Annotated in this window: 23 protein-coding genes and 1 pseudogene; 17 read left to right on the top strand and 7 right to left on the bottom strand. The window is 31.6% G+C overall.

Annotated elements, in window-relative coordinates; translation table 11 throughout:
- Nucleotides 1-134 precede the first annotated feature (134 nt).
- The gene (locus HMPREF3125_RS04880) at nt 135-650 is read left to right on the top strand and encodes a YbhB/YbcL family Raf kinase inhibitor-like protein (RefSeq protein ID WP_070452284.1); all 516 of its coding nucleotides are present in this window, start codon (nt 135-137) and stop codon (nt 648-650) included.
- Between the two features lie 73 nt (nt 651-723).
- Here HMPREF3125_RS04880 and HMPREF3125_RS04875 read toward each other — a convergent pair whose 3' ends face one another.
- A complete protein-coding gene (locus HMPREF3125_RS04875; RefSeq protein ID WP_017637405.1) occupies nt 724-918 on the bottom strand; it encodes a YjzD family protein in 195 nt (64 codons plus the stop codon).
- A gap of 313 nt (nt 919-1,231) precedes the next feature.
- Here HMPREF3125_RS04875 and HMPREF3125_RS04870 point away from each other — a divergent pair, with 313 nt between their 5' ends.
- Together HMPREF3125_RS04870 and fabF are read left to right on the top strand one after the other, a co-directional pair.
- Nucleotides 1,232-2,173 carry a beta-ketoacyl-ACP synthase III gene (locus tag HMPREF3125_RS04870; RefSeq protein ID WP_017637404.1) on the top strand — a complete coding sequence of 314 codons (942 nt, stop codon included), beginning with the start codon at nt 1,232-1,234 and terminating at the stop codon, nt 2,171-2,173.
- An 11-nt stretch (nt 2,174-2,184) separates the two neighbouring features.
- Nucleotides 2,185-3,426 carry a beta-ketoacyl-ACP synthase II gene (fabF, locus tag HMPREF3125_RS04865; RefSeq protein WP_017637403.1) on the top strand — a complete coding sequence of 414 codons (1,242 nt, stop codon included), beginning with the start codon at nt 2,185-2,187 and terminating at the stop codon, nt 3,424-3,426.
- A gap of 44 nt (nt 3,427-3,470) precedes the next feature.
- Here fabF and HMPREF3125_RS12460 read toward each other — a convergent pair whose 3' ends face one another.
- On the bottom strand, nt 3,471-3,845 hold the full coding sequence (locus tag HMPREF3125_RS12460) for a DUF3899 domain-containing protein (protein WP_083279973.1): 375 nt from the start codon (nt 3,843-3,845) through the stop codon (nt 3,471-3,473).
- A gap of 208 nt (nt 3,846-4,053) precedes the next feature.
- Here HMPREF3125_RS12460 and opp3b point away from each other — a divergent pair, with 208 nt between their 5' ends.
- The 5 genes and pseudogenes from opp3b to HMPREF3125_RS04840 all read left to right on the top strand — a co-directional run bounded on the left by opp3b (nt 4,054) and on the right by HMPREF3125_RS04840 (nt 9,746).
- Nucleotides 4,054-4,980, top strand: coding sequence for an oligopeptide ABC transporter permease (opp3b, locus tag HMPREF3125_RS04860; protein ID WP_046466517.1), 927 nt, complete (start codon nt 4,054-4,056; stop codon nt 4,978-4,980).
- Nucleotides 4,980-6,038, top strand: a complete 1,059-nt coding sequence (gene opp3C / locus HMPREF3125_RS04855; protein ID WP_070452282.1) for an oligopeptide ABC transporter permease — start codon at nt 4,980-4,982, stop codon at nt 6,036-6,038. Before opp3b ends, opp3C begins: the two co-directional genes overlap by 1 nt.
- 18 nt (nt 6,039-6,056) lie before the next feature.
- Nucleotides 6,057-7,136: an ABC transporter ATP-binding protein gene (locus HMPREF3125_RS04850; protein WP_070452279.1), complete on the top strand. Its 1,080-nt coding sequence runs from the start codon at nt 6,057-6,059 to the stop codon at nt 7,134-7,136.
- Nucleotides 7,129-8,068: pseudogene (locus tag HMPREF3125_RS04845) on the top strand (ABC transporter ATP-binding protein); the annotation flags it as partial. The gene HMPREF3125_RS04850 and the pseudogene HMPREF3125_RS04845, both read left to right, overlap by 8 nt.
- 22 nt (nt 8,069-8,090) lie before the next feature.
- Nucleotides 8,091-9,746: a peptide ABC transporter substrate-binding protein gene (locus HMPREF3125_RS04840; RefSeq protein ID WP_070452273.1), complete on the top strand. Its 1,656-nt coding sequence runs from the start codon at nt 8,091-8,093 to the stop codon at nt 9,744-9,746.
- A 76-nt stretch (nt 9,747-9,822) separates the two neighbouring features.
- Here HMPREF3125_RS04840 and HMPREF3125_RS04835 read toward each other — a convergent pair whose 3' ends face one another.
- Nucleotides 9,823-10,314 carry a GNAT family N-acetyltransferase gene (locus HMPREF3125_RS04835; protein WP_017637397.1) on the bottom strand — a complete coding sequence of 164 codons (492 nt, stop codon included), beginning with the start codon at nt 10,312-10,314 and terminating at the stop codon, nt 9,823-9,825.
- A 97-nt stretch (nt 10,315-10,411) separates the two neighbouring features.
- Nucleotides 10,412-11,401, bottom strand: a complete 990-nt coding sequence (gene trpS, locus HMPREF3125_RS04830) for a tryptophan--tRNA ligase (RefSeq protein ID WP_017637396.1) — start codon at nt 11,399-11,401, stop codon at nt 10,412-10,414.
- Nucleotides 11,402-11,690: 289 nt separating this feature from the next.
- Here trpS and spxA point away from each other — a divergent pair, with 289 nt between their 5' ends.
- The 4 genes from spxA (at nt 11,691) to pepF (ending at nt 16,029) form a co-directional block, all read left to right on the top strand.
- Nucleotides 11,691-12,086, top strand: coding sequence for a transcriptional regulator SpxA (spxA, locus tag HMPREF3125_RS04825; protein WP_002450775.1), 396 nt, complete (start codon nt 11,691-11,693; stop codon nt 12,084-12,086).
- A gap of 262 nt (nt 12,087-12,348) precedes the next feature.
- Nucleotides 12,349-13,068 (top strand): adaptor protein MecA, encoded by a 720-nt coding sequence (mecA, locus tag HMPREF3125_RS04820; protein ID WP_029055569.1) that lies wholly within the window; start codon nt 12,349-12,351, stop codon nt 13,066-13,068.
- Between the two features lie 116 nt (nt 13,069-13,184).
- On the top strand, nt 13,185-14,177 hold the full coding sequence (locus HMPREF3125_RS04815) for a competence protein CoiA (protein WP_070452270.1): 993 nt from the start codon (nt 13,185-13,187) through the stop codon (nt 14,175-14,177).
- A 43-nt stretch (nt 14,178-14,220) separates the two neighbouring features.
- Nucleotides 14,221-16,029 (top strand): oligoendopeptidase F, encoded by a 1,809-nt coding sequence (gene pepF, locus HMPREF3125_RS04810; protein ID WP_070452266.1) that lies wholly within the window; start codon nt 14,221-14,223, stop codon nt 16,027-16,029.
- Nucleotides 16,030-16,349: 320 nt separating this feature from the next.
- Here pepF and yjbH read toward each other — a convergent pair whose 3' ends face one another.
- The 3 genes from yjbH to HMPREF3125_RS04795 form a co-directional block, all read right to left on the bottom strand.
- Complete coding sequence (yjbH, locus tag HMPREF3125_RS04805) at nt 16,350-17,159, bottom strand: protease adaptor protein YjbH (protein ID WP_017637392.1); 810 nt, start codon at nt 17,157-17,159, stop codon at nt 16,350-16,352.
- A 16-nt stretch (nt 17,160-17,175) separates the two neighbouring features.
- Complete coding sequence (locus tag HMPREF3125_RS04800; protein ID WP_217193978.1) at nt 17,176-17,547, bottom strand: globin domain-containing protein; 372 nt, start codon at nt 17,545-17,547, stop codon at nt 17,176-17,178.
- An 89-nt stretch (nt 17,548-17,636) separates the two neighbouring features.
- Nucleotides 17,637-18,218 carry a CYTH domain-containing protein gene (locus HMPREF3125_RS04795; protein WP_017637390.1) on the bottom strand — a complete coding sequence of 194 codons (582 nt, stop codon included), beginning with the start codon at nt 18,216-18,218 and terminating at the stop codon, nt 17,637-17,639.
- A gap of 260 nt (nt 18,219-18,478) precedes the next feature.
- Here HMPREF3125_RS04795 and HMPREF3125_RS04790 point away from each other — a divergent pair, with 260 nt between their 5' ends.
- The 5 genes from HMPREF3125_RS04790 to mgtE are packed head-to-tail and all read left to right on the top strand — an operon-like array spanning nt 18,479 to nt 22,566.
- Nucleotides 18,479-18,826: a UPF0738 family protein gene (locus HMPREF3125_RS04790; RefSeq protein WP_017637389.1), complete on the top strand. Its 348-nt coding sequence runs from the start codon at nt 18,479-18,481 to the stop codon at nt 18,824-18,826.
- A gap of 16 nt (nt 18,827-18,842) precedes the next feature.
- Nucleotides 18,843-19,478, top strand: a complete 636-nt coding sequence (locus tag HMPREF3125_RS04785) for a GTP diphosphokinase (RefSeq protein ID WP_017637388.1) — start codon at nt 18,843-18,845, stop codon at nt 19,476-19,478.
- Nucleotides 19,479-19,490: 12 nt separating this feature from the next.
- Nucleotides 19,491-20,300: an NAD kinase gene (locus tag HMPREF3125_RS04780; RefSeq protein ID WP_070452261.1), complete on the top strand. Its 810-nt coding sequence runs from the start codon at nt 19,491-19,493 to the stop codon at nt 20,298-20,300.
- Nucleotides 20,297-21,151, top strand: coding sequence for an RluA family pseudouridine synthase (locus tag HMPREF3125_RS04775; RefSeq protein ID WP_029055564.1), 855 nt, complete (start codon nt 20,297-20,299; stop codon nt 21,149-21,151). Before HMPREF3125_RS04780 ends, HMPREF3125_RS04775 begins: the two co-directional genes overlap by 4 nt.
- Nucleotides 21,152-21,192: 41 nt before the next feature.
- Nucleotides 21,193-22,566 carry a magnesium transporter gene (gene mgtE, locus HMPREF3125_RS04770; RefSeq protein WP_371106437.1) on the top strand — a complete coding sequence of 458 codons (1,374 nt, stop codon included), beginning with the start codon at nt 21,193-21,195 and terminating at the stop codon, nt 22,564-22,566.

Genomic DNA, 22,566 nt, shown 5'->3' with positions numbered 1-22,566 from the left:
TGTAAATGGTGGATTTCAGTATTTAAAAGTATGGATTGATTCACATAATGAACTAAACAAATGATGCATATACTTTAATTAGTTAATTTATAATATAATAAGAAATAATAGTAATTATTCGAGGAGTGAACATCATGAAAATCAACACAGAATTTAAAAACAATTTTATCCCATATGCCTATGCAGCTGGCGCAAATGAAAGTGACATAATCAATGGCAATCCAATCAAATCATTTCCTTTTGAAGTGACTGAACTTCCTAAAGATACTCAATATCTTGCTTGGTCATTAATAGACTATGATGCTATTCCAGTTTGTGGATTTACCTGGATTCATTGGAGTGTAGCAAATCTTAAAGTTTCAAATTCAAATATTTCTGTAAAAGAAGATTTCTCTAGAATTACGACTGACGGTATTCAAGGAAAGAATAGTTTCACAAGTGGCTTATTAGGAGAAGATTTCTCAGCAATTGATAAGTATTATGTAGGACCCACACCTCCTGACAAAGATCATCAATATGAATTAACAGTTTATGCATTAAAAGAAAAATTAGATTTAGATAATGGATTTTATTTGAATGACTTTTTAAAACAAGTAAACAAACATAAAATTGACGAAACAAGTGTACAATTGACGGGGAGAAAAATTTAAAAATAGTAAATTTATGATATAAATTATAAAAAAACTGGTAGCAACTGTATAAAAGTCTGCTACCAGTTTTTACTTATTCGTATTGTTCAGATTTATTTTTAGGACTAATTATTGCACCTAAAATAGCAGTTGTTATTGTAAATATAACTGCCATAATGATAGGTGAAACAACATTTAAGCTGTTACCTTCACCATTTAAACTGTTCAATACGAAATTGACCATTTGTAATAAAACGAATGCCCAAAAGAATGTCATGAGGTATTTCATTGCATGCAACCTCCAATATAGTATATATACATATATTTTAATGGAAAAAAGATTGTTTGTATAGAGTGAATCCAAATGAGTTTGAAACAGTGGTATCAAACTTATAAATGATATGATTTAATTAAAGCATTTTTGTATTAGTTGAAATTAAAAAGCTATTTAAATGACGGTATTATATGATTGTATAGCTAATCATATAAGTATGTGTAGAGATAGCAGCTATTCAATTAGATTTCTATATACTTGAGTTTAAAATGAAAAATATGTTAAATTAATACCTGGTATTAAAAATTTATTAAGAAGGTGTACAACCATGGATGTGGGTATTAAAGGTTTCGGGGCATACGCTCCAGAAAATATTGTAGACAATGCCTATTTTGAACAATTTTTAGAAACATCAGATGAATGGATTTCTAAAATGACTGGAATCAAAGAAAGACATTGGGCTAATGAAGATCAAGATACATCAGATTTAGCTTACGAAGCTAGTGTAAAAGCAATTAAAGATGCTGGTATTCAACCAGAAGATATAGATATGATTATAGTAGCGACTGCGACAGGTGACATGCCATTCCCAAGTGTTGCTAATATTTTACAAGAACGTTTAGGTACAGGAAAAGTACCTACAATGGATCAGTTAGCAGCTTGTTCTGGTTTTATGTATTCAATGATTACTGCTAAACAATATATTCAATCAGGTGATTATAAAAATATACTAGTAGTAGGCGCAGATAAATTATCTAAAATTACTGATTTAACTGACCGTTCTACAGCTGTCTTATTTGGCGATGGCGCTGGTGCAGTTGTTATTGGCGAAGTATCAGAAGGTCGTGGTATTATTAGTTACGAAATGGGATCTGATGGTAGTGGCGGAAAATACTTATATTTAGATAAAGAAACTAAGAAATTAAAAATGAATGGTCGTGAAGTATTTAAATTTGCTGTAAGAATAATGGGCGATGCGTCAACACGTGTTGTTGAAAAAGCAGGTTTAACTTCAGAAGATATCGATTTATTTGTACCTCATCAAGCAAATATAAGAATTATGGAATCAGCTCGTTTAAGATTAGGTATTGAACCTGAAAAAATGAGTGTATCTGTTAATAAATACGGTAATACATCTGCTGCTTCAATACCGTTAAGTATTAATCAAGAGTTACAAAATGGTAAAATTAAAGATGACGATACGCTAGTTTTAGTAGGTTTCGGTGGCGGACTTACTTGGGGTGCAATGGTTATTAAATGGGGAAAATAGGAGGATAACTAATGAGTGAAAATAATAGAGTTGTTATTACTGGTATCGGAGCCTTATCTCCAATCGGTAACGATGCTGAAACAACATGGCAGAATGCACTAAAAGGAGTTAATGGTATCGATACTATTACAAGAATTGATACTGAAAATTATAATGTGCATCTAGCAGGCGAATTAAAAGATTTTAATGTAGAAGATTTTATTGATAAAAAAGAAGCACGTCGTATGGATAGATTTACGCAATATGCAGTTGTTGCTGCTAGAGAAGCAGTACAAGATTCCCAATTAGACGTTAAAGCGAATGCAAATCGTATTGGTGTGTGGATTGGTTCAGGTATCGGAGGAATGGAAACATTCGAAAAAGCCCATACTCAATTAGTTGAACGCGGACCAAGACGTGTAAGTCCATTCTTCGTGCCAATGTTAATTCCAGATATGGCGACAGGACAAGTATCTATTGATTTAGGTGCTAAAGGTCCAAGTGGCTCAACTGTAACTGCTTGTGCAACAGGAACTAACTCAATTGGTGAAGCATTTAAAATCATTCAACGTGGTGATGCGGACGCAATGATAACTGGTGGTACGGAAGCTCCTATTTCACATATGGCTATTGCTGGTTTCAGTGCGAGTCGTGCATTATCTACAAATGATGATAAAGAAACGGCTTGCCGTCCATTCCAAGAAGGCAGAGATGGCTTTGTTATGGGTGAAGGTGCAGGGATTGTAGTTATAGAATCTCTTGAATCTGCAAAAGCACGTGGTGCTAAAATTTATGCAGAAATTGTGGGCTATGGTACAACAGGTGATGCTTACCATATTACTGCACCAGCGCCAGAAGGTGAAGGCGGTTCTAGAGCAATGCAAGCAGCACTTGATGATGCGGGCATTGAAGCAAAAGATATTCAATATTTAAATGCGCATGGTACAAGTACTCCAGTGGGTGACTTATACGAAGTACAAGCTATCAAGAATACTTTTGGTGATGCAGTTAATACATTAAAAGTTAGCTCAACAAAATCTATGACAGGTCATTTACTTGGCGCAACTGGTGGTATTGAAGCGATTTTCTCTGCTTTATCTATTAGAGATTCAAAAATTGCTCCAACAATCCATGCAGAAACACCTGACCCAGAATGTGATATAGATTATGTGCCTAATGAAGCTCAAGACTTAGAAATTACACATGCAATGAGTAATAGTTTAGGTTTTGGTGGACATAACGCAGTACTGATTTTCAAAAAATTCGAAGACTAAAATATACAAAACGCAAGTGTCGGCTTAATGTGACACTTGCGTTTTTAAATAGTGAAAGAAACAATAATAGTGACGATAACTAACAATATATTAATACAAAGACTAGGGAGCACCCATGAGGAAATCATGTAGTGTTCCTTTTTTGCGTTTTTAGGATTAAAAAACGCATCATCTTTAATACTTTTCTTTTTCGAATTAGATGAAAGTTGGTATGTTAAACGTCGAAAACCATAACTAGTGACATCGAATATGCCTTCTTGTACTAAAAGAATAATGAACAATAGTATGAAAGAAATTAATGATACATAAAATAAGACGTTAATATAATCAGTCCATGTATGAGAAGTCCAAATCCAAAATAGAAAAGATAAGATGACTGTTATGATTAACGGTAATAAATAATTTTTTATCGATTTCAATAAAACCACTCCGATTAAGTATTGTCTATAGTTTAACTCAACCAAATTATTCTGAAAACAAAAAAATATATTTTTATAAAATGATTGCTTTATTGCATTAACGCAAAACTATATTGATTTTATATGCATTGTAAATATATAATACTAGTTAAGTATTCAGAAAATTTTGAAGGGAATGTCAATTTTGAAAATAATCGGGAGGAATTAGATGGGAAAATACATATTTAAACGATTAGGATATATGTTTTTATCGTTGTTTATTATTATTACAATTACTTTTTTCTTAATGAAAATGATGCCGGGATCACCGTTTAATGATGCTAAGTTAAATGCTGATCAAAAAGCAATTTTAAATGAAAAATATGGATTAAATGATCCGGTAGCTGTACAATACGTACATTATTTAAAAAATGTAGTAACTGGGGACTTTGGTTATTCATTCCAATATCATAATCAACCAGTTTGGGAACTTATTAAACCTAGATTATTACCATCATTTGAGATGGGTATTACAGCAATGATTATTGGAATTATTTTTGGCTTGGTATTAGGGGTTGCGGCAGCAACAAAACAAAATACATGGGTTGATTATACGACAACAGTAATTTCAGTTATAGCAGTTTCAGTACCATCATTTGTATTAGCAGTATTATTACAATACGTTTTTGCAGTTCGTTTGAGATGGTTTCCAGTAGCTGGATGGGAAGGTTTTTCTACAGCAGTATTACCGTCACTTGCTTTATCCGCAGTCGTACTAGCTACAGTAGCAAGGTATATCCGAGCAGAAATGATTGAGGTACTTAGCTCTGATTATATTCTATTAGCACGTGCTAAAGGTAATTCAACAATGAGAGTGTTATTTGGTCATGCGTTACGTAATGCATTAATTCCAATTATCACGATTTTGGTACCGATGTTAGCAGGAATTTTAACGGGGACATTAACAATTGAAAATATCTTTGGTGTACCGGGCTTAGGGGACCAATTCGTACGTTCAATAACTACTAATGATTTCCCTGTTATTATGGCAACAACAATTCTGTTTAGCACATTATTCATTGTTTCTATTTTTATAGTAGACATTTTATATGGCGTAATTGATCCTAGAATTCGTGTTCAAGGAGGTAAAAAGTAATGACAGAAAAACGAATGGATAACGATTATTCAAATGCAGCAATGTCACATACCTCTGAAGGGGCAGTTTCTACTGATTTTGTTATTAGAGAATTAGATTTAAATCAAGAACCAGAATTACAACGCGAAAGTAAAAATTTCTGGCAAGATGCTTGGGCGCAATTAAGAAGCAATAAATTAGCAGTAGTAGGTATGATAGGTCTGATTATCATTGTATTATTTGCATTTATTGGACCTCTAATGAACAACAGAGATTATGCAGCTCAAAACGTAGAGCATAGAAATTTACCTGCTAAAATAGCAGTTTTAGATAAAGTACCATTCTTGCCTTTTGATGGAAAAGGGACAGATGGTAAAGATGCATACAAAGAAGCGCATGCCAAAGATAATTATTGGTTTGGTACAGACCAACTTGGTAGAGATTTATGGACAAGAACTTGGAAAGGCACTCAAGTATCGTTATTCATAGGTATCGTGGCAGCACTTCTTGATATTTTTATTGGGGTTACTTATGGTGCAATATCAGGATTCTTTGGCGGTCGTATTGATAATGTGATGCAGAGAATTTTAGAGGTTATTGCCTCAATTCCTAACTTAATTGTCGTTATTCTTTTTGTGTTAATTTTTGAACCTTCAATTTGGACAATTATTTTAGCTATGTCTATTACTGGTTGGTTAGGCATGAGTCGTGTGGTTAGAGGTGAATTTTTAAAACTCAAAAATCAAGAATTTGTATTAGCTTCTCAAACACTAGGTGCATCAAAATTCAAACTTATATTCAAACATATTTTACCTAACACGTTAGGTGCTATTGTTGTTACTTCAATGTTTACTGTACCAAGTGCGATTTTCTTTGAAGCATTTTTAAGCTTTATCGGAATCGGTGTGCCAGCACCTCAAACTTCATTAGGTTCACTGGTAAATGATGGGCGTGCAATGTTATTAATTCATCCACATGAATTATTTATACCAGCGATTATTTTAAGTTTATTAATATTATTCTTCTATCTATTTAGTGATGGATTACGCGATGCATTTGATCCGAAAATGCGTAAATAAAAGGGGGGAGTGCAGTTTATGTCAGAAAGAATTTTAGAAGTTAATAATTTACATGTATCTTTTGATATTACAGCTGGAGAAGTACAAGCTGTGAGGGGTGTGGATTTTTATCTCAACAAAGGAGAAACTTTAGCAATTGTAGGGGAATCAGGTTCTGGTAAATCTGTAACAACTAAAGCAATTACTAAACTTTTCCAAGGTGATTCTGGTCGTATTAAAGAGGGAGAAATAAACTTTTTGGGAGAAGATCTTGCGAAAAAAAGTGAAAAAGAATTAATCAAATTACGTGGTAGAGATATCTCAATGATATTCCAAGATCCAATGACATCGCTTAACCCCACAATGAAAATAGGAAAACAGGTCATGGAACCTCTAATTAAGCACAAAAAAATGAGTAAATCAGAGGCAAAACGTAGAGCATTAGAAATTTTAAATTTGGTAGGGTTGCCAAATGCTGAAAAAAGATTTAATGCATATCCACATCAATTCTCTGGTGGCCAAAGACAAAGAATTGTAATTGCTACAGCGCTTGCTTGTGAGCCAAAAGTACTTATTGCTGATGAACCTACAACTGCATTAGATGTAACCATGCAAGCTCAAATATTAGATTTAATGAAAGAACTACAACAAAAAATTAATACATCTATCATTTTTATCACCCATGATTTAGGAGTAGTAGCCAATATTGCTGATAGAGTTGCTGTTATGTATGGTGGGCAAATGATTGAAACAGGTAATGTGGATGAAATATTTTATGGACCTAAACATCCATATACATGGGGGTTATTGTCATCAATGCCTGATTTAACTACAAGCAATGAAACTGATTTAATAGCGATTCCAGGAACACCACCAGATTTATTACATCCTCCAATAGGTGATGCATTTGCACGACGTAGCCAATATGCTTTAGATATTGATTTTAAAGAAGAGGCACCATGGTTTCAGGTATCTCCAACACATTTTGTGAAATCATGGTTATTAGATGAACGTGCACCTAAAGTAGAACCGCCATTGGCAGTACAAAAGCGATTTAAAGATTTATCGAATCGTTATGAAAAACCCATCAAAGTAGAGAGGGTGGCGTTTAATGAATAATAACAAAACTAAACTTTTAGAAGTGAAACATTTAAAACAATATTTCAATCAAGGGAAAAAGAATGAAGTCAGAGCAATTGAAGATATTTCTTTCGACATTTATAAAGGTGAAACATTAGGTTTAGTTGGTGAATCTGGTTGTGGTAAATCAACAACTGGTAAAGCCATTATTAAATTAAATGATATCACTAGTGGTGAAATAATATATGACGGTATAGATATTCATAAAATTAATAAACGAAAAGATATGTTGAAATTTAACAAGAAAATTCAAATGATATTCCAAGACCCATATGCTTCATTAAACCCTCGTCTAAAAGTGATGGATATCGTTGGCGAAGGTATTGATATTCATCATTTAGCGACTGATAAACGCAATCGAAAAAAGCGTGTATATGATGCTTTGGAAACAGTAGGTTTAAGTAAAGAACATGCCAATAGATACCCGCATGAATTCTCTGGAGGACAACGCCAGCGTATAGGTATTGCAAGAGCATTAGCTGTAGAACCTGAATTTATTATTGCGGATGAACCGATTTCTGCATTAGATGTATCTATCCAAGCACAAGTTGTAAATATCATGTTGAAATTACAAAGAGAAAGAGGAATCACTTTCTTATTTATCGCTCATGACTTATCTATGGTGAAATATATTTCTAACCGAATAGCAGTTATGCATTTTGGTAAAATTGTCGAATTAGGACCAGCAGATGATATATATAACCACCCATTACATGACTATACAAAATCATTACTATCAGCTATTCCTCAACCTGATCCTGACGTTGAAAGACAAAGAAAACGTATTACATATCAATCTGATGATAACGATATTGAAAATAAACAATTGTATGAAATAAGACCAGAACACTTTGTCTTAGTCACAGAGACTGAAGCAGAAAAATTAAAACAACAAATTAATACTGCAGGATAATAAAAGGGAGGGGGATACATATGAAAAAGTGGATAACACTGATAGTAACTTTAATCATTACATCATCGATACTGTCAGGTTGTAGTAATAGTAAAAGTTTATACTCAGATGAAGGACAAGTATTTAGAAAAGTAATACCACAAGATATGACAACTTTAGATACTACAATGATTTCAGATGCAGTATCTGGTGATATAGCGGGACAGTCATTTGAAGGTTTATATTCAATGAATAAACATGATAAGGCAGAACCTGCTATTGCTACGAGCTTACCTAAGAAAAGTAAAGATGGTAAAACATTAACAGTAGACTTACGAAAAGATGCTAAATGGAGTAATGGGGACCCGGTAACAGCTGATGACTTTGTATTTGCATGGAGAAAAGTTGTTAATCCTAAAACAGCTTCAGAATTTGCATATATTATGAGTGATATAAAAAATGCTGATGACATTAATGCTGGAAAGAAACCAGTTAAAGACCTTGGAATCAAAGCATTAAATAAATATAAATTACAAATTAATTTAGAAAGACCTGTCCCATATATAAATGAATTATTAGCATTAAATACATTTGATCCTCAGAATGAAAAAGTAGCCAAAAAATATGGTAAAGCATACGGTACTACTGCTGATAAAGCAGTATATAATGGTCCATTCAAAGTAGTAAACTGGAAAGTTGAAGATAAAATTCAATTAGAAAAAAATAATCAATATTGGGATAAAAAACATGTGAAACTTGATAGAGTCAATTATAAAATTCTTAAAGATAATCAAGCTGGTGCAGCACTGTATGATACCAACTCAGTTGATGACGCAATTATTTCATCTGAGCAAGTAGACAAATATAAAAAGTCACCTGCCTTAAGAAAAAGATTAACAGCTGCAACTTTTTACATTAAATTAAATGAAAAAGAAGTGCCAGAATTTAAAAATAAGCATTTGAGATTAGCAATTGCACAAGCGATTAATAGAAAAGAATATGTTGATTCTGTATTTAATGATGGTTCATTACCTTCAAGTAATTTTACTGGTTATGGAACTGCTACAACTCCAAGTGGTAAAGATTTTGCTAGTACAATTAAATCACCATTGAAATATAACAAACATGAAGCTGCAGATAATTGGAAGAAAGCTCAAAAAGAATTAGGTAAGAAAAATGTAACCTTTACTTTAAATGTTCAAGATACTCCTGTTCAAAAGATTTCAGCTGAGTTTATTAAATCTCAATTAGAGACTAATTTACCTGGTGTAGAAGTGAAAGTGAAGCAATTACCATTCAAACAAAAAATAAATCTTGAATTATCTAATAACTATCAAGCATCTTATGCTGGATGGTCACCTGACTATCCTGATCCAATGGCATTTTTAGAAATTATGAAAACTGGTAATCCTCAAAATAATACTTATTGGGGTAATAAAGAATATGACCAATTAATCAAAGATGCTAATGGAAAATTATTACAAGAACCAGAAAAGAGAAATGAAGCTTTACAACAAGCTGAAAAAATTCTATTAGAAAATGCTCCGGTTACACCAATTTATCAAAAAGGGGAAGCACATTTAACAAACCCTCAAGTCAAAGGTTTGGTTTACCATAAAGTAGGTCCTGATACGACATTAAAAGATGTTTATATCGATAAATCAATCGATAGAGAAACTGGTAAAAAGAAAAAATAATTAAATTAAAAATGGCGGAGAAAAGCGTATCGATACGTTTTTTCTTCGCCATTTAATTTATATCATTTATGATTAACTAATGTTTAAATTCCTTCATTAAATTAAACCATTTTATACCACCATGTTGGGAACTAGAAACCCCTTTATTAACGTAACCATATTTTTCATAAAATGGTATCAGTTCTTCTTTACAGGTTAATGTTATACCTAAACGATGGTGTGTTTTAGCTCGTTGTTCTATTTCATTTAGTAATTTACCAGCAAGACCTTGATTTCTTTGTGATTGATCAACGACTAATCCTAATATAGCTACATAACCTCCAGTTGTTGGATTCTCATCTATACTTTCAAATAAATCATCGGTAATGAATGGTTGATTAATTACCGGTCCATTAATATAACCAACAACCTTTTCATTCAATTCAGCGATAATAAATGTATCATTAATCATTTCAATTCTTTTTATTAAAGCTGATTTTGTTGCTGCTTCTTCTGGTGTAAAACCTTGGTTTTCAATAATTAAGATTTCTTCTAAATCTTCTATTTTGGCATTTCTAAATTGATACAAAATAGCTTCCCCCTAAAATACTTTATGAAATTTTGATATAAAAGAAACCATTCAAAGTGTTAACACTTTGAATGGAAAATTAATTTTCGATAATAATTTATCTTTTACGTCCTAAGCCCATAGCTTTTTCCATTTTTTTCAACGTTTTAAATGAGGCTTTTTGAGCTTTGTCTCTACCTTTATCTAAGATATCATCTAGTTCATCAGAATTATAATAAGATTCATATTTTTCTTGGAAATCGATTAAGAATGATTTTACAATTTCTGCTAAATCACCTTTGAATTTACCATAACCCTCTCCAACGTATTTCGCTTCAATATCTTTAATTGTTTCATTAGTTAGTCCTGAATAAATAGATAATAAATTAGAAACGCCTGGTTTATTGTCACGATCAAACTTAATAACACCATCGGAATCTGTGACAGCACTTTTAATTTTTTTAGCTGCAACATTTGGTTCATCTAATAATGAGATAAAGTTCTTTTGGTTATCGTCACTTTTACTCATTTTTTTAGTAGGGTCTTGTAAACTCATAACACGTCCACCGACTTTAGGCATACGAATTTCTGGTTTAGTCAATACGTCGTTATATTTACTATTGAATCTATCTACTAAGTTACGAGTTAATTCCATATGTTGCTTTTGATCTTCTCCAACAGGAACAATATTTGTATTATAAATAACGATATCAGCTGCCATTAAAGGTGGATATGTAAGTAATCCTGCTGGTACTCCGTCTGTTCGTTTTTGCGCTTTGTCTTTAAATTGTGTCATACGTTCTAATTCACCGATTGAAGCGATTGTAGTGAGCATCCATCCAGCTTGGACATGTGCTGGTACTTCTGATTGAATAAATAGTGTTGATTTATCAGAATCAATGCCTGATGCTAAATAAATCGCAGCTAATTGTCTGATTTGTTTACGTAACTTCAAGCGGTCTTGTGGTACTGTGATAGCATGTTGGTCAACAATACAAAAGAAACATTCATAGTCATTTTGAATTTCTTCGAATTGTTTTAATGCACCTATATAATTACCAATTGTAGGTATACCACTTGGTTGAATGCCTGAAAATAATGTTTCCATATAAGATGCCTACTTTCTCAAATAATATTTACATATCATTATAACAGTATTTCTTTAAAATGTAAGTTGTGTTAAGATGAATGTATATTTAAGCATTGAAATATTTTGAGAGACTATTTTGAATTATTTCAAAATTTCTCAGAAAAATTAGGATTTTCTCATTTAATTTTAATGTTAGATGGGTATAATGTAAAATGTAAGGTTAAGAAAGCAAAAGAAACATAAATTTCTTTAATCTATAACATATTTAAAAATAACGAATGAATCCAATTATAGGAGAGTGAGATGTATGGTAACATTATTTACTTCACCAAGTTGCACATCTTGCCGTAAAGCGAAAGCATGGTTACAAGAACATGACATTCCATATACGGAGCGTAACATTTTTTCTGAACATTTAACAATTGATGAAATTAAATTAATTTTAAAAATGACTGAAGACGGAACTGATGAGATTATTTCAACTCGTTCTAAAACATACCAAAAATTGAATGTTGATATTGATTCTTTACCATTACAAGATTTATACTCAATTATTCAAGATAATCCTGGTTTACTACGTCGTCCAATTATTTTAGACGATAAACGTTTACAAGTTGGTTATAACGAAGATGAAATTAGACGTTTCTTACCAAGAAAAGTCCGTACGTTCCAATTACAAGAAGCTCAACGTTTGGTTGACTAATAACTTTAATAACTATGTGATTTAATCACTTTACTAAAAGATATTACAACAACACTATTTTTGAAATGGTGTTGTTTTTTGTATATTATAGAAGTTGAATTGAGTCATAGATGGTTGTTTTTTACCTATGAAAATGGGGAATATAACACTATAAGAACCCCATAAAAATATAGTTAAATTTAATCAAACAAATAGATTGTAATTTAAGTCACGTTCTAATACAATATGGTTACTATTCATCGACTGTAAGGAGTGAGATGATATGAGAATAGAACGCGTAGATGATACAACAGTTAAATTGTTTATAACATATAGCGATATAGAAGCGCGTGGCTTTAGTCGTGAAGATTTATGGACAAACCGCAAACGTGGAGAAGAATTCTTTTGGTCTATGATGGATGAAATCAATGAAGAAGAAGATTTTGTTGTTGAAGGTCCATTATGGATTCAAGTACATGCCTTTGAAAAGGGTGTGGAAGTGACTATTTCTAAGTCTAAAAATGAAGAAGCTATGAATATGGCTGATGATAATCATTTTGATCAATTTGATGACCAAGTAAATGAACTTCTAGCTCAAACACTTGAAAGTGAAGATAATGTAGAAAATATATTTGAACAACGCGATCAACAAAAGAAAGCACAACAAGAACAACCTCAAAGACAGCGTAAACAAGCAAGTATGCGTACTGTCATAGTTAAATTTGAAGATCTAGAGCAAGTAATAAATTATGCTTATCACAACAATCAAAGTACAGTAGAGTTTGAAGATTTACTTTACATGATTGATTCACAATATTATTATGCTATCCATTTTGATGAAAATGTAGATCAAGAGACAATTAATGATAGTTATAGTCAATTGTTAGAATTTGCTTATCCAACAGATAAAACTGAAGTGTACTTGAATGACTACGGTAAAATCATTATGAGTCACAATGTCACTTCTCAAATGCGTCGTTATTTTACTGACGCAACTGAATAAAATAACATTTTAGACGAGACATGAAAATGTCTCGTTTTTTTATGGACTTCTTTAAACTTATGTGTTGTCAAAAGTAAAAATAGTGTTTGCTTCGTTAACATTTATGAGGTGAACGTATGTTAGAAGCTTTAAATCATAACAATGAACATATCTTAGCTAAAAATGCCATTAAAAATGTGGATTATTATTGTCCTTATTGCCATTCAAAATTAATTTTGAAAAAAGGAATAAAAGTTATGCCTCATTTTGCACATGAAAGCCAGAGTCAAAGATGGTGTGCAAAAGGTGAATCAGAACTTCACTATCACGCAAAATACCAATTAGCAACTATGTTAAAACGATTAGGATATACTGTCCGAATTGAGCCATTTTACAAATTGATTAATCAATTACCAGATATAGTAGTTAACGATAAAATAGCGTTAGAATTACAGTTTTCTATGATTAGTTTATCCAAGATACGACTACGTAGTGACGGTCTGAATAGTATTGGATTACATCCCATATGGATTGTTAAAGATATTAAATATGATAAAAGCAAAATGATGCTAAGTCTAAGTGACTTTCAAGCAAGTACTATTGATTGTGAAACTAAGAGACTTTTAACTTGGAATGAACAAGATAAGTCACCTATAGTTTATTCAGATATACAACATATTGGTGGTAAGACGTTTAAAGCAAGAAGACAAACATTGATAAACTATTTAGATAAGGCTAATAAACTTAGTCATAGTTCAAATACAATTTATAAACTGAGTAATCAAAAGATTTTAAAATATATACAACGATGTCGTTGGAAGAATTCAGTATTAGAGCCTACTTTAAGTGCGATGTATCAATTACAATTGTTTGAGGATAAGGTGGCGTATAAAGTGGGATTTATCGTACCTCATCAAATATATATCAAAACCCATCCTATCGAATGGCAACTTCAATTATTGTTATTAGAGAAAGAAAAACGATTGAATTATCAATACTTTGAAAAATGCCTTGATTTCAGACAATTTTCAAATTCTACAAAAGCTAAAATTGATATTATTAAGGCAATAATAATGGAATATCAATATGCTATAAATCTTAACAGTAAAGACGTGCAAATTATCTACTAAAATGAGAAAATTAAGTTATTGAGAATTTCGAGGAGGTTTATTTATGAATCAACAATTAACTAGAGAAGAACAGGAACGTAAATATCCTGAATATACATGGGATCTAACAACGATTTTCCGAAACAATGAAGCATTTGAAGAAGCATTTAAAGAAGTTGAAAATGATATCGTTAAAGAAGAGCAATTTAAAGGACACTTAGGTGACAGTGCCGAAACTTTATATGAAGCATTAGCATTAGAAGATGAAATAGGTACTAAATTAGAGAAGGTATATGTTTATGCTCATCTTAAACAAGACCAAGATACTGCTAATGATCAATATACTGGTATGGAATCACGTGCACACCAATTAATTATTAAATATAGTTCAGCATGGAGTTTCTTAGTGCCAGAGATTTTACAAATTGATGAAGCGACAATTCAATCGTTTATTCAATCTAATGATAAATTGAAACAATATGAGTTCGATTTGCAACTTATTAATGAAAAACGTCCACATATTTTAGATGCTGATACTGAAAAATTACTTACTGAAGCTCAAGATGCTTTATCAACACCATCAAATGTATATGGAATGTTCAGTAATGCTGATCTAGAATTTGAAGATGCTATAGATAAAGATGGAGAAGCACATCCACTTACACAAGGTACTTTTATTAAATATCTAGAATCAGATGATAGAGTATTAAGAGAATCTGCTTTCAGAAATGTTTATAAAGCTTATGGAGCACATAATAATACTTTAGGTGCAACATTAGCAGGTGAAGTTAAGAAAAATGTCTTTAACGCTCGTACACACCATTACAATTCTGCACGTGAAAAAGCTTTAAGTAATAATCATATTCCGGAAGAAGTTTATGATAACTTAGTGAAAACAGTTCACAAATACTTACCTTTACTTCATAGATATACTAAATTGCGTCAAGAGTTATTAGGTATTGATGATTTGAAAATGTATGACTTATATACACCATTAGTAAAAGACGTTAAATTTGAAATGCCTTATGAAGAAGCTAAATCATGGATGTTAAAAGCACTTGAACCTATGGGTGAAGAATATTTAAATGTAGTTAAAGAAGGACTAGAAAATCGTTGGGTAGATGTATATGAAAATAAAGGTAAACGTTCAGGCGGCTACTCATCAGGTGCGCATTTAACAAATCCATTCATCTTATTAAATTGGTCAGATACAGTATCTGATTTATATACATTAGTTCATGAATTTGGTCATTCAGCTCATAGTTATTTCAGTCGTCAAAACCAACCTTCAAACTTAAGTGATTATACTATATTTGTAGCAGAAGTTGCTTCAACTTGTAATGAAGCATTACTAAGTGACTATATGGATAAACATCTTGACGATGAAAGACGCTTATTACTTCTAAACCAAGAATTAGAACGATTTAGAGCAACTCTATTCCGTCAAACTATGTTTGCTGAATTTGAACATAAAATTCATCAAATTGAAGAAGCGGGTGAACCATTAACACCTAATCGTATGAATGAAGAATATGCCAAATTGAATAAACAATATTTTGGAGATGCTGTCGAAACTGATGAAGATATCAGTAAAGAATGGTCTCGAATTCCACACTTCTATATGAATTATTATGTATATCAATACGCAACAGGCTATAGTGCTGCACAAAGTTTAAGTCATCAAATTTTGACAGAAGGGCAACCAGCTGTTGAAAGATATATTAATGAATTCTTGAAAAAAGGTAGTTCAAATTATCCAATTGAAATACTAAAAAATGCAGGTGTAGATATGACAACACCAGAACCAATTGAACAAGCATGTGAAGTCTTTGAACAAAAATTAGATGCTTTTGAAAAGCTAATGAAAGCTTAATATGATTGAATTCGCTTACATTATGAACAGATTGTGACAATTTAAAATTTAATAAACTGAATGGTTGAAATGGGGTATGTGTCGTGTTATATTATGAACATGAAATTAATCACATAACAAACATACCCCTTTGTTTGAAGTGAAAAATTTCTCCCATCCCCTTTGTTTAGCGTCGTGTAATCAGACACGGCGTTTTTTTTATTTATTATAAAATTATACGTTAAACAATATACATAAATTATACAATTAATGAATAAACAAAAAGCCAGCACAAAAGATTATTTAAAATCATTTTGTGTTGGCTTTATTAATATTTATATTTAACAATTAGGTTTGGGCATTTTTGATTTCCAAAATTTACCTTCAGGATAATTAAGTTTTTCAACTTTTTGTTGAAGCATTAATTTTTTTAGTTCTTTATTAAGTAATTTCTCAGGCCATTCATATATAGTAAGCAATTCTTCCATTGTAACAAGTTGCTTTTGTTGAATGTATGTCTCTAATTTTGGTGGTAAGTTCTTTTCAATAGGACTACCCATAAGTTCGTTAATAATATATGTGTATATATGGTAAGGATATAATCCTTCAACTTTTAAACCTTCTTCGTGCACATCTTCATTGAAAAAGACGAGAGAAGGGGATTGTTCAATTTCCATTTCACGTGCTATATGCAAGTCAACTTTTAAACTTTCAGTAAGTTTACTTTTTTGTAAGTCTTCTTTAAACACTTCATAATCTATTCCAGCATTTTTTACACAATCACATATCATTTCTTCAGTGATAATATCACGCTTTGGAATAATTTCATTTTGCATTAAATGAATAAAACGCTCAGCTCTTAAACGACCTTGTAATTCAGCCGCTTTATAAGCAAGGGCAATATTATCAAAATCAGAGGTGCTTTGTGCTTGGCATTTTGTTAAAACTTTTAATGAAGGATTAAGAATATGTCTAACACGTATATATTGATTATATTCAATTCTTAATTTAGATAAAATTGCGGATAATTTAAAGCAATCTTTACTAAAGGGATCGAAAAAAGAGTAAATTTCTATTTTGCATACAGGTGATAGATCAGTATTTGCATCTTCACAACTCTTATTCTCCATTACTCTTAACTCTTCAGCCATGTCATTTCACCTACAATTAATTTTCGGAATTTACCATGTGATTAGCTGTTAGTCGCAATCTTTCATATAAATAGTCTCCAACCCCATCGGGAAAATTAGCGTGGGTAATCGCAATAGACATATTTTCTAACCAAGCATCGCGTTCAAATTCAGTAATTGTAAATTCCATATGTCGTCTTTTTAACATGGGGTGTCCATGTTCTTGAGTATATAAATCAGGGCCACCTAAAAACTGAGTTAAAAATTGTTTTTGCTTTCGACTCGTTTCTTTAAAATCACCAGGGAATAAATGATTAATTCTATCGTCTTGTTCAACTAACGAGTAAAAATGATCAATCATTTGATATAGTGCGTCTTGCCCGATGATGTCATAAGGTGTTCTAGGCATATTATCACCGTGTTCCATTAATATATATCTAATATAACATGAATTTTTACATATGAAAGTAATTTGCATTATAGCTATTTTTTGCTAATTTAAGATAATTCTTTTTTTCGTTCAAAGAATCGTTGAACTTTATTCAATGGTTTTTGGTGAGCCAGATTAAATGACTGAAGTAACTCATTGAATTTTGTTAAACCTTCTTCATATTGGTTAACTTCAAATTCAAGTTCATAATCCTCAGTGCCCAGATATTCACTTTTATCCAGTACAAGTAATTCATTTTTATAATTGGTTTCCATTCGATATGTTGTTAATGCACCTAAAATAGATAAACTACCATCTTGAATGCCGTATTTTTCAGATATAATATGTCTAATGTCTGATGGTAATTGATCGTGGCTAATTACTTTATTAATTTTAGGTTCTATAGATACATCAAAATTATATTCTGTTAAACCGACTTCTGCTGGAACTTTAAGCGTCATTTCATAAGTATCGTCTTTCACACGTATTCTTAAAGCCGATTGATTTGATTTTAATTTAAAATCCTCAGTGTCAATATAATAGTTAATTTGTTTAAAAGGAGTATCGTCCTTAAAGTATTTGTGTTTAATGTCATTATATACATTTTCATTTAGTATTTGTTTAAATTCAATTTCATTATTAGTTGCCATGATAGAGATACACCCCGATACTTTTCTTTATGTTTATTTTAAATTTATCAATATTATGACGTAAATCATCCATGATTTAAAGTAATTTTGATCATTTTGACGATGTACATTTTTACATATATTTTAATAATATCAGACATATACTTTTGGTTTTAATTTGAACAATCATAAACCTAATAATAATGTAAGAATAATGGCATAGATATGTGTGTTGAATGGCCAAATTATGTTAAACTAATATGGAATAAGGAGGGGCAAGCATGCGTATATATATAAATGAGATAAAAGTGAAAGATGATACAATTTATTGTTATTCAGAAGATTCTATTGAAGGATTAGAAGAAGTAGGACAAATGCTTGTTGACAGTGATAACTACGGATTTGCTTACATATTAGATGATGGACAATCCTATTCGTATTTGATCTTTGTTGAAGAAACATGGTCAATGCTACATGAAAATAAAGGTAAAAAACTAGTCGTAAATGAAACGTTAGAACTTAAACATTTCCAAGAAGAATTAGATTACATATTGGATAATATAGAAGGTAATAATAACTATGGTAAGGAGTTTGTTTCTGCTGTTGAAAAAACTTTTGAACTAGAATGAAGCGGAGTGAATGAATATGAACCAGTGGGATCAATTTTTAACACCTTATAAACAGGCCGTTAATGAATTAAAAGTAAAATTAAAAGGATTACGTAGACAATATGAAATTAGTGAACATAGTTCTCCCATTGAATTCGTAACAGGCCGCGTAAAACCTATTTCAAGTATAATTGATAAAGCCAATAAACGTGGAATTCAATTTGATAGATTAAGAGAAGAAATGTATGACATAGCTGGGTTACGAATTATGTGTCAATTTGTTGATGACATCGATGTAGTTGTCAATATTTTACGTCAACGTAAAGACTTTAGCGTCGTTGAAGAAAGAGACTATATTCGTAATACTAAAGAAAGTGGTTACCGTTCTTATCATGTCATCATTGAATATCCAATTGAAACATTGAGTGGACAAAAGTCGATATTAGCTGAAATTCAAATTAGAACATTGGCAATGAACTTTTGGTCAACGATTGAGCATACATTGCGTTATAAATATGATGGGGATTATCCAAGTGAGATACAACATCGTTTAGAAAGAGCAGCTGAAGCGGCATACTTATTAGATGAAGAAATGTCTGAAATCAAAGATGAAATTCAAGAAGCACAAAAATACTATACACAAAAGCGTGCAAAAAAGCATGAAAATGACTAATGAGGTGTAAAGATGCGTTATACAATCCTAACTAAAGGTGATTCAAAATCCAATGCGTTAAAGCATAAAATGATTAGCCATATGAAAGATTTTCAAATGGTTGAAGATAAAGAAAATCCAGAAATAGTCATATCAGTTGGTGGCGATGGTACTTTACTTCAAGCCTTTCATCAGTATAGTCATATGTTATCGAAAGTAGCATTTGTCGGTGTTCATACTGGCCATTTAGGATTTTATGCTGATTGGTTACCTCATGAAGTCGAAAAATTGATTATTGAAATTAACAATTCAGAATTTCAAGTCATTGAATATCCATTATTAGAAATCATAGTCCGATATAATAATAATGGTTATGAAACAAGGTACTTAGCTTTGAATGAAGCAACCATGAAAACTGAAAATGGATCAACATTAGTTGTGGATGTTAATATTCGCGGAAAACATTTTGAGCGTTTTAGAGGTGATGGTTTGTGTATATCTACACCATCAGGTTCTACAGCCTATAACAAAGCATTAGGTGGAGCGTTAATTCATCCTTCTCTTGAAGCAATGCAAATTGCTGAGATTGCGTCAATTAACAATCGCGTGTTTAGAACGGTAGGGTCACCACTTGTGTTACCTAAACATCATACTTGTCTTATTACTCCAGTGAATCATGATACGATACGTACGACTATTGACCATGTCAGCATTAAACATAAAAATGTGAATGCGATTCAATATAGAGTAGCAAATGAAAAAGTAAGGTTTGCACGCTTTAGACCATTCCCATTTTGGAAAAGGGTACACGATTCCTTTATTTCAAGTGATGATGAAATATGATATTCCGTTATACAATTACGCAAAAAGAAACGCTTAAAACATTTTTAAAACGACATGATTTTTCTAAGAAAACGATTAGCGCCATTAAAACTAATGGCGCTTTACTTGTAAATAATAAACCTGTAACAGTAAGGTTTGAACTTGATATCAATGACAAATTAGAAGTGCGTTTACCAAAGGAAGTTCCGAGCGCTAACTTAGTTCCATATTTGAAACCATTAGATATTTTATTTGAAGATGACTATATTATTATTGTCTTCAAACCTAATGGACAAAATTGTGCACCTTCTCGTGAACATCCACATGAGAGCTTAGTTGAACAAGTTTTAGGTTATTTACAAGACAAAGGTGAAAATACTAACCCACATATTGTTACACGATTAGATCGTAATACGACTGGTATTGTTTTATTTGCAAAATATGGATATATTCATTACTTATTTTCAAAAATTAATATGAATAAAAAATATATATGTTTAGCCCATGGTTTAACAAAACCAAGTGATGTGATTGAAGCGCCCATTTCAAGAACTAGTCATAGTATTATTGAAAGACAAGTATCAGAAAATGGTAAGTATGCTAAAACCATATATCAGACGATTAAACAAAAGAGTCATGTAAGTTTATGTGAAGTCCAATTATGTACTGGTCGGACTCATCAAATAAGGGTGCATTTTCAACATTTAGGTCATCCTTTAATTGGTGATACATTATACGGTGGTAAACATGATAAAATAGAGGGGCAATGTTTACAGTGTTACAAACTAACATTTGAACACCCAGTAAGTAAAAATACAATTGAAATAACAACTGATTATAAACAACTAAATCAATGGTATGACATGATATAAAAAGCATTTTGGAGGTGTTTAAATTGTCTAACGACACAGAAATGAAAGAGAAAGAATACGCTAGCGAAGATGTGTACGATAAAGACTTATTAGATCAATTATTACAAAATGAAGATATAGATGCATTTAGAGAAGAATTTTTATCAATGCATAATTACGAACAAAGTGAATACTTTGAAGACACTGATGATGAGAATAGACAAAAAATATTCCAATTCTTATCACCACAAGAAGTTGCTGATTTCTTTGATCACTTGGATATAGACGATGAGGATTACGAAGAATTATTTGAAAAAATTAATGCAAACTACGCAAGTCATATTTTAGAAGAAATGTCATACGATAATGCAGTAGACATTTTAAACGAATTAACTAAACCTAAAGTCGCTAGTTTACTTACATTAATGAATAAAGAAGATGCCAATGAAATAAAGGCATTACTACATTATGAAGAAGATACCGCTGGCGGTATTATGACAACAGAATATCTTTCATTAAAATCTACTACTCCTGTTAAAGAAGCATTAATGCATGTTAAAGAACAAGCGCCAAATGCTGAAACAATTTACGTGATTTTTGCTATCAATGAAGATGATCAATTAGTTGGGGTTTTATCTTTAAGAGATTTAATCACAGCTGAGAACGATGCTTATATTGAAGATGTGATGAGTGAACGTGTTATTAGTGTAGATGTCGCAACTGACCAAGAAGACGTTGCACAAACAATGAGAGACTATGATTTCATTGCAGTACCTGTTGTTGATTACCAAAATCATCTATTAGGTATTATTACAATTGATGATATTTTAGATGTTATGGATGAAGAGGCAAGTGAAGACTACTCTCGTTTAGCCGGTGTCTCTGATATTGATTCTACTAATGATTCAGTAATCAAAACGGCAACAAAACGTTTACCTTGGCTAATCATTTTAACGTTTTTAGGTATGATTACTGCAACAATTTTAGGTAGCTTTGAAGACACTTTAGCAAAAGTCGCTTTATTAGCAGCCTTTATACCAATTATTAGTGGGATGTCAGGTAATTCTGGTACGCAATCTTTAGCCGTATCTGTACGTAATATTTCAACTGGTGATATCGACGAACAAAGTAAATTTAAAGTTGCTTTAAGAGAAGCGGGAAGTGGCTTTTTATCAGGAATTGTTTGTTCCATCATTTTAATCATTATAATTATTGCTATTTATAGACAACCCTTATTAGCAGTCATTGTTGGTGGCAGTTTAACGTGTGCTATGACAGTTGGTACATTAGTTGGATCAATGATTCCATTATTAATGAATAAATTAAAAATTGACCCAGCAGTTGCAAGTGGTCCATTTATTACAACAATTAACGACATTGTAAGTATGTTAATTTATTTCGGCTTAGCAACATCATTTATGTCATATTTAACTTAA

The organism is Staphylococcus sp. HMSC13A10, from assembly GCF_001808005.1.
Lineage (GTDB): Bacteria > Bacillota > Bacilli > Staphylococcales > Staphylococcaceae > Staphylococcus > Staphylococcus pasteuri.
The sequence above is the reverse complement of the archived record's forward strand: the minus strand, read 5'-3'. Positions and strand labels throughout refer to the sequence as shown.

What these genes read in the sequence shown, in the direction of transcription:
- HMPREF3125_RS04875 (WP_017637405.1), bottom strand. Translation starts at nt 918, where the DNA reads ATGAAATACCTCATGACATTCTTTTGGGCATTCGTTTTATTACAAATG.
- HMPREF3125_RS04775 (WP_029055564.1), top strand. Translation starts at nt 20,297, where the DNA reads ATGATATTCCGTTATACAATTACGCAAAAAGAAACGCTTAAAACATTT.
- HMPREF3125_RS04790 (WP_017637389.1), top strand. Translation starts at nt 18,479, where the DNA reads ATGCGTATATATATAAATGAGATAAAAGTGAAAGATGATACAATTTAT.
- opp3b (WP_046466517.1), top strand. Translation starts at nt 4,054, where the DNA reads ATGGGAAAATACATATTTAAACGATTAGGATATATGTTTTTATCGTTG.
- HMPREF3125_RS04780 (WP_070452261.1), top strand. Translation starts at nt 19,491, where the DNA reads ATGCGTTATACAATCCTAACTAAAGGTGATTCAAAATCCAATGCGTTA.
- mgtE (WP_371106437.1), top strand. Translation starts at nt 21,193, where the DNA reads ATGAAAGAGAAAGAATACGCTAGCGAAGATGTGTACGATAAAGACTTA.
- HMPREF3125_RS04840 (WP_070452273.1), top strand. Translation starts at nt 8,091, where the DNA reads ATGAAAAAGTGGATAACACTGATAGTAACTTTAATCATTACATCATCG.
- HMPREF3125_RS04850 (WP_070452279.1), top strand. Translation starts at nt 6,057, where the DNA reads ATGTCAGAAAGAATTTTAGAAGTTAATAATTTACATGTATCTTTTGAT.
- HMPREF3125_RS04815 (WP_070452270.1), top strand. Translation starts at nt 13,185, where the DNA reads ATGTTAGAAGCTTTAAATCATAACAATGAACATATCTTAGCTAAAAAT.
- HMPREF3125_RS04785 (WP_017637388.1), top strand. Translation starts at nt 18,843, where the DNA reads ATGAACCAGTGGGATCAATTTTTAACACCTTATAAACAGGCCGTTAAT.
- pepF (WP_070452266.1), top strand. Translation starts at nt 14,221, where the DNA reads ATGAATCAACAATTAACTAGAGAAGAACAGGAACGTAAATATCCTGAA.
- HMPREF3125_RS04880 (WP_070452284.1), top strand. Translation starts at nt 135, where the DNA reads ATGAAAATCAACACAGAATTTAAAAACAATTTTATCCCATATGCCTAT.
- HMPREF3125_RS04795 (WP_017637390.1), bottom strand. Translation starts at nt 18,218, where the DNA reads ATGGCAACTAATAATGAAATTGAATTTAAACAAATACTAAATGAAAAT.
- HMPREF3125_RS04870 (WP_017637404.1), top strand. Translation starts at nt 1,232, where the DNA reads ATGGATGTGGGTATTAAAGGTTTCGGGGCATACGCTCCAGAAAATATT.
- spxA (WP_002450775.1), top strand. Translation starts at nt 11,691, where the DNA reads ATGGTAACATTATTTACTTCACCAAGTTGCACATCTTGCCGTAAAGCG.
- mecA (WP_029055569.1), top strand. Translation starts at nt 12,349, where the DNA reads ATGAGAATAGAACGCGTAGATGATACAACAGTTAAATTGTTTATAACA.
- fabF (WP_017637403.1), top strand. Translation starts at nt 2,185, where the DNA reads ATGAGTGAAAATAATAGAGTTGTTATTACTGGTATCGGAGCCTTATCT.
- opp3C (WP_070452282.1), top strand. Translation starts at nt 4,980, where the DNA reads ATGACAGAAAAACGAATGGATAACGATTATTCAAATGCAGCAATGTCA.
- yjbH (WP_017637392.1), bottom strand. Translation starts at nt 17,159, where the DNA reads ATGGCTGAAGAGTTAAGAGTAATGGAGAATAAGAGTTGTGAAGATGCA.
- trpS (WP_017637396.1), bottom strand. Translation starts at nt 11,401, where the DNA reads ATGGAAACATTATTTTCAGGCATTCAACCAAGTGGTATACCTACAATT.
- HMPREF3125_RS04800 (WP_217193978.1), bottom strand. Translation starts at nt 17,547, where the DNA reads ATGCCTAGAACACCTTATGACATCATCGGGCAAGACGCACTATATCAA.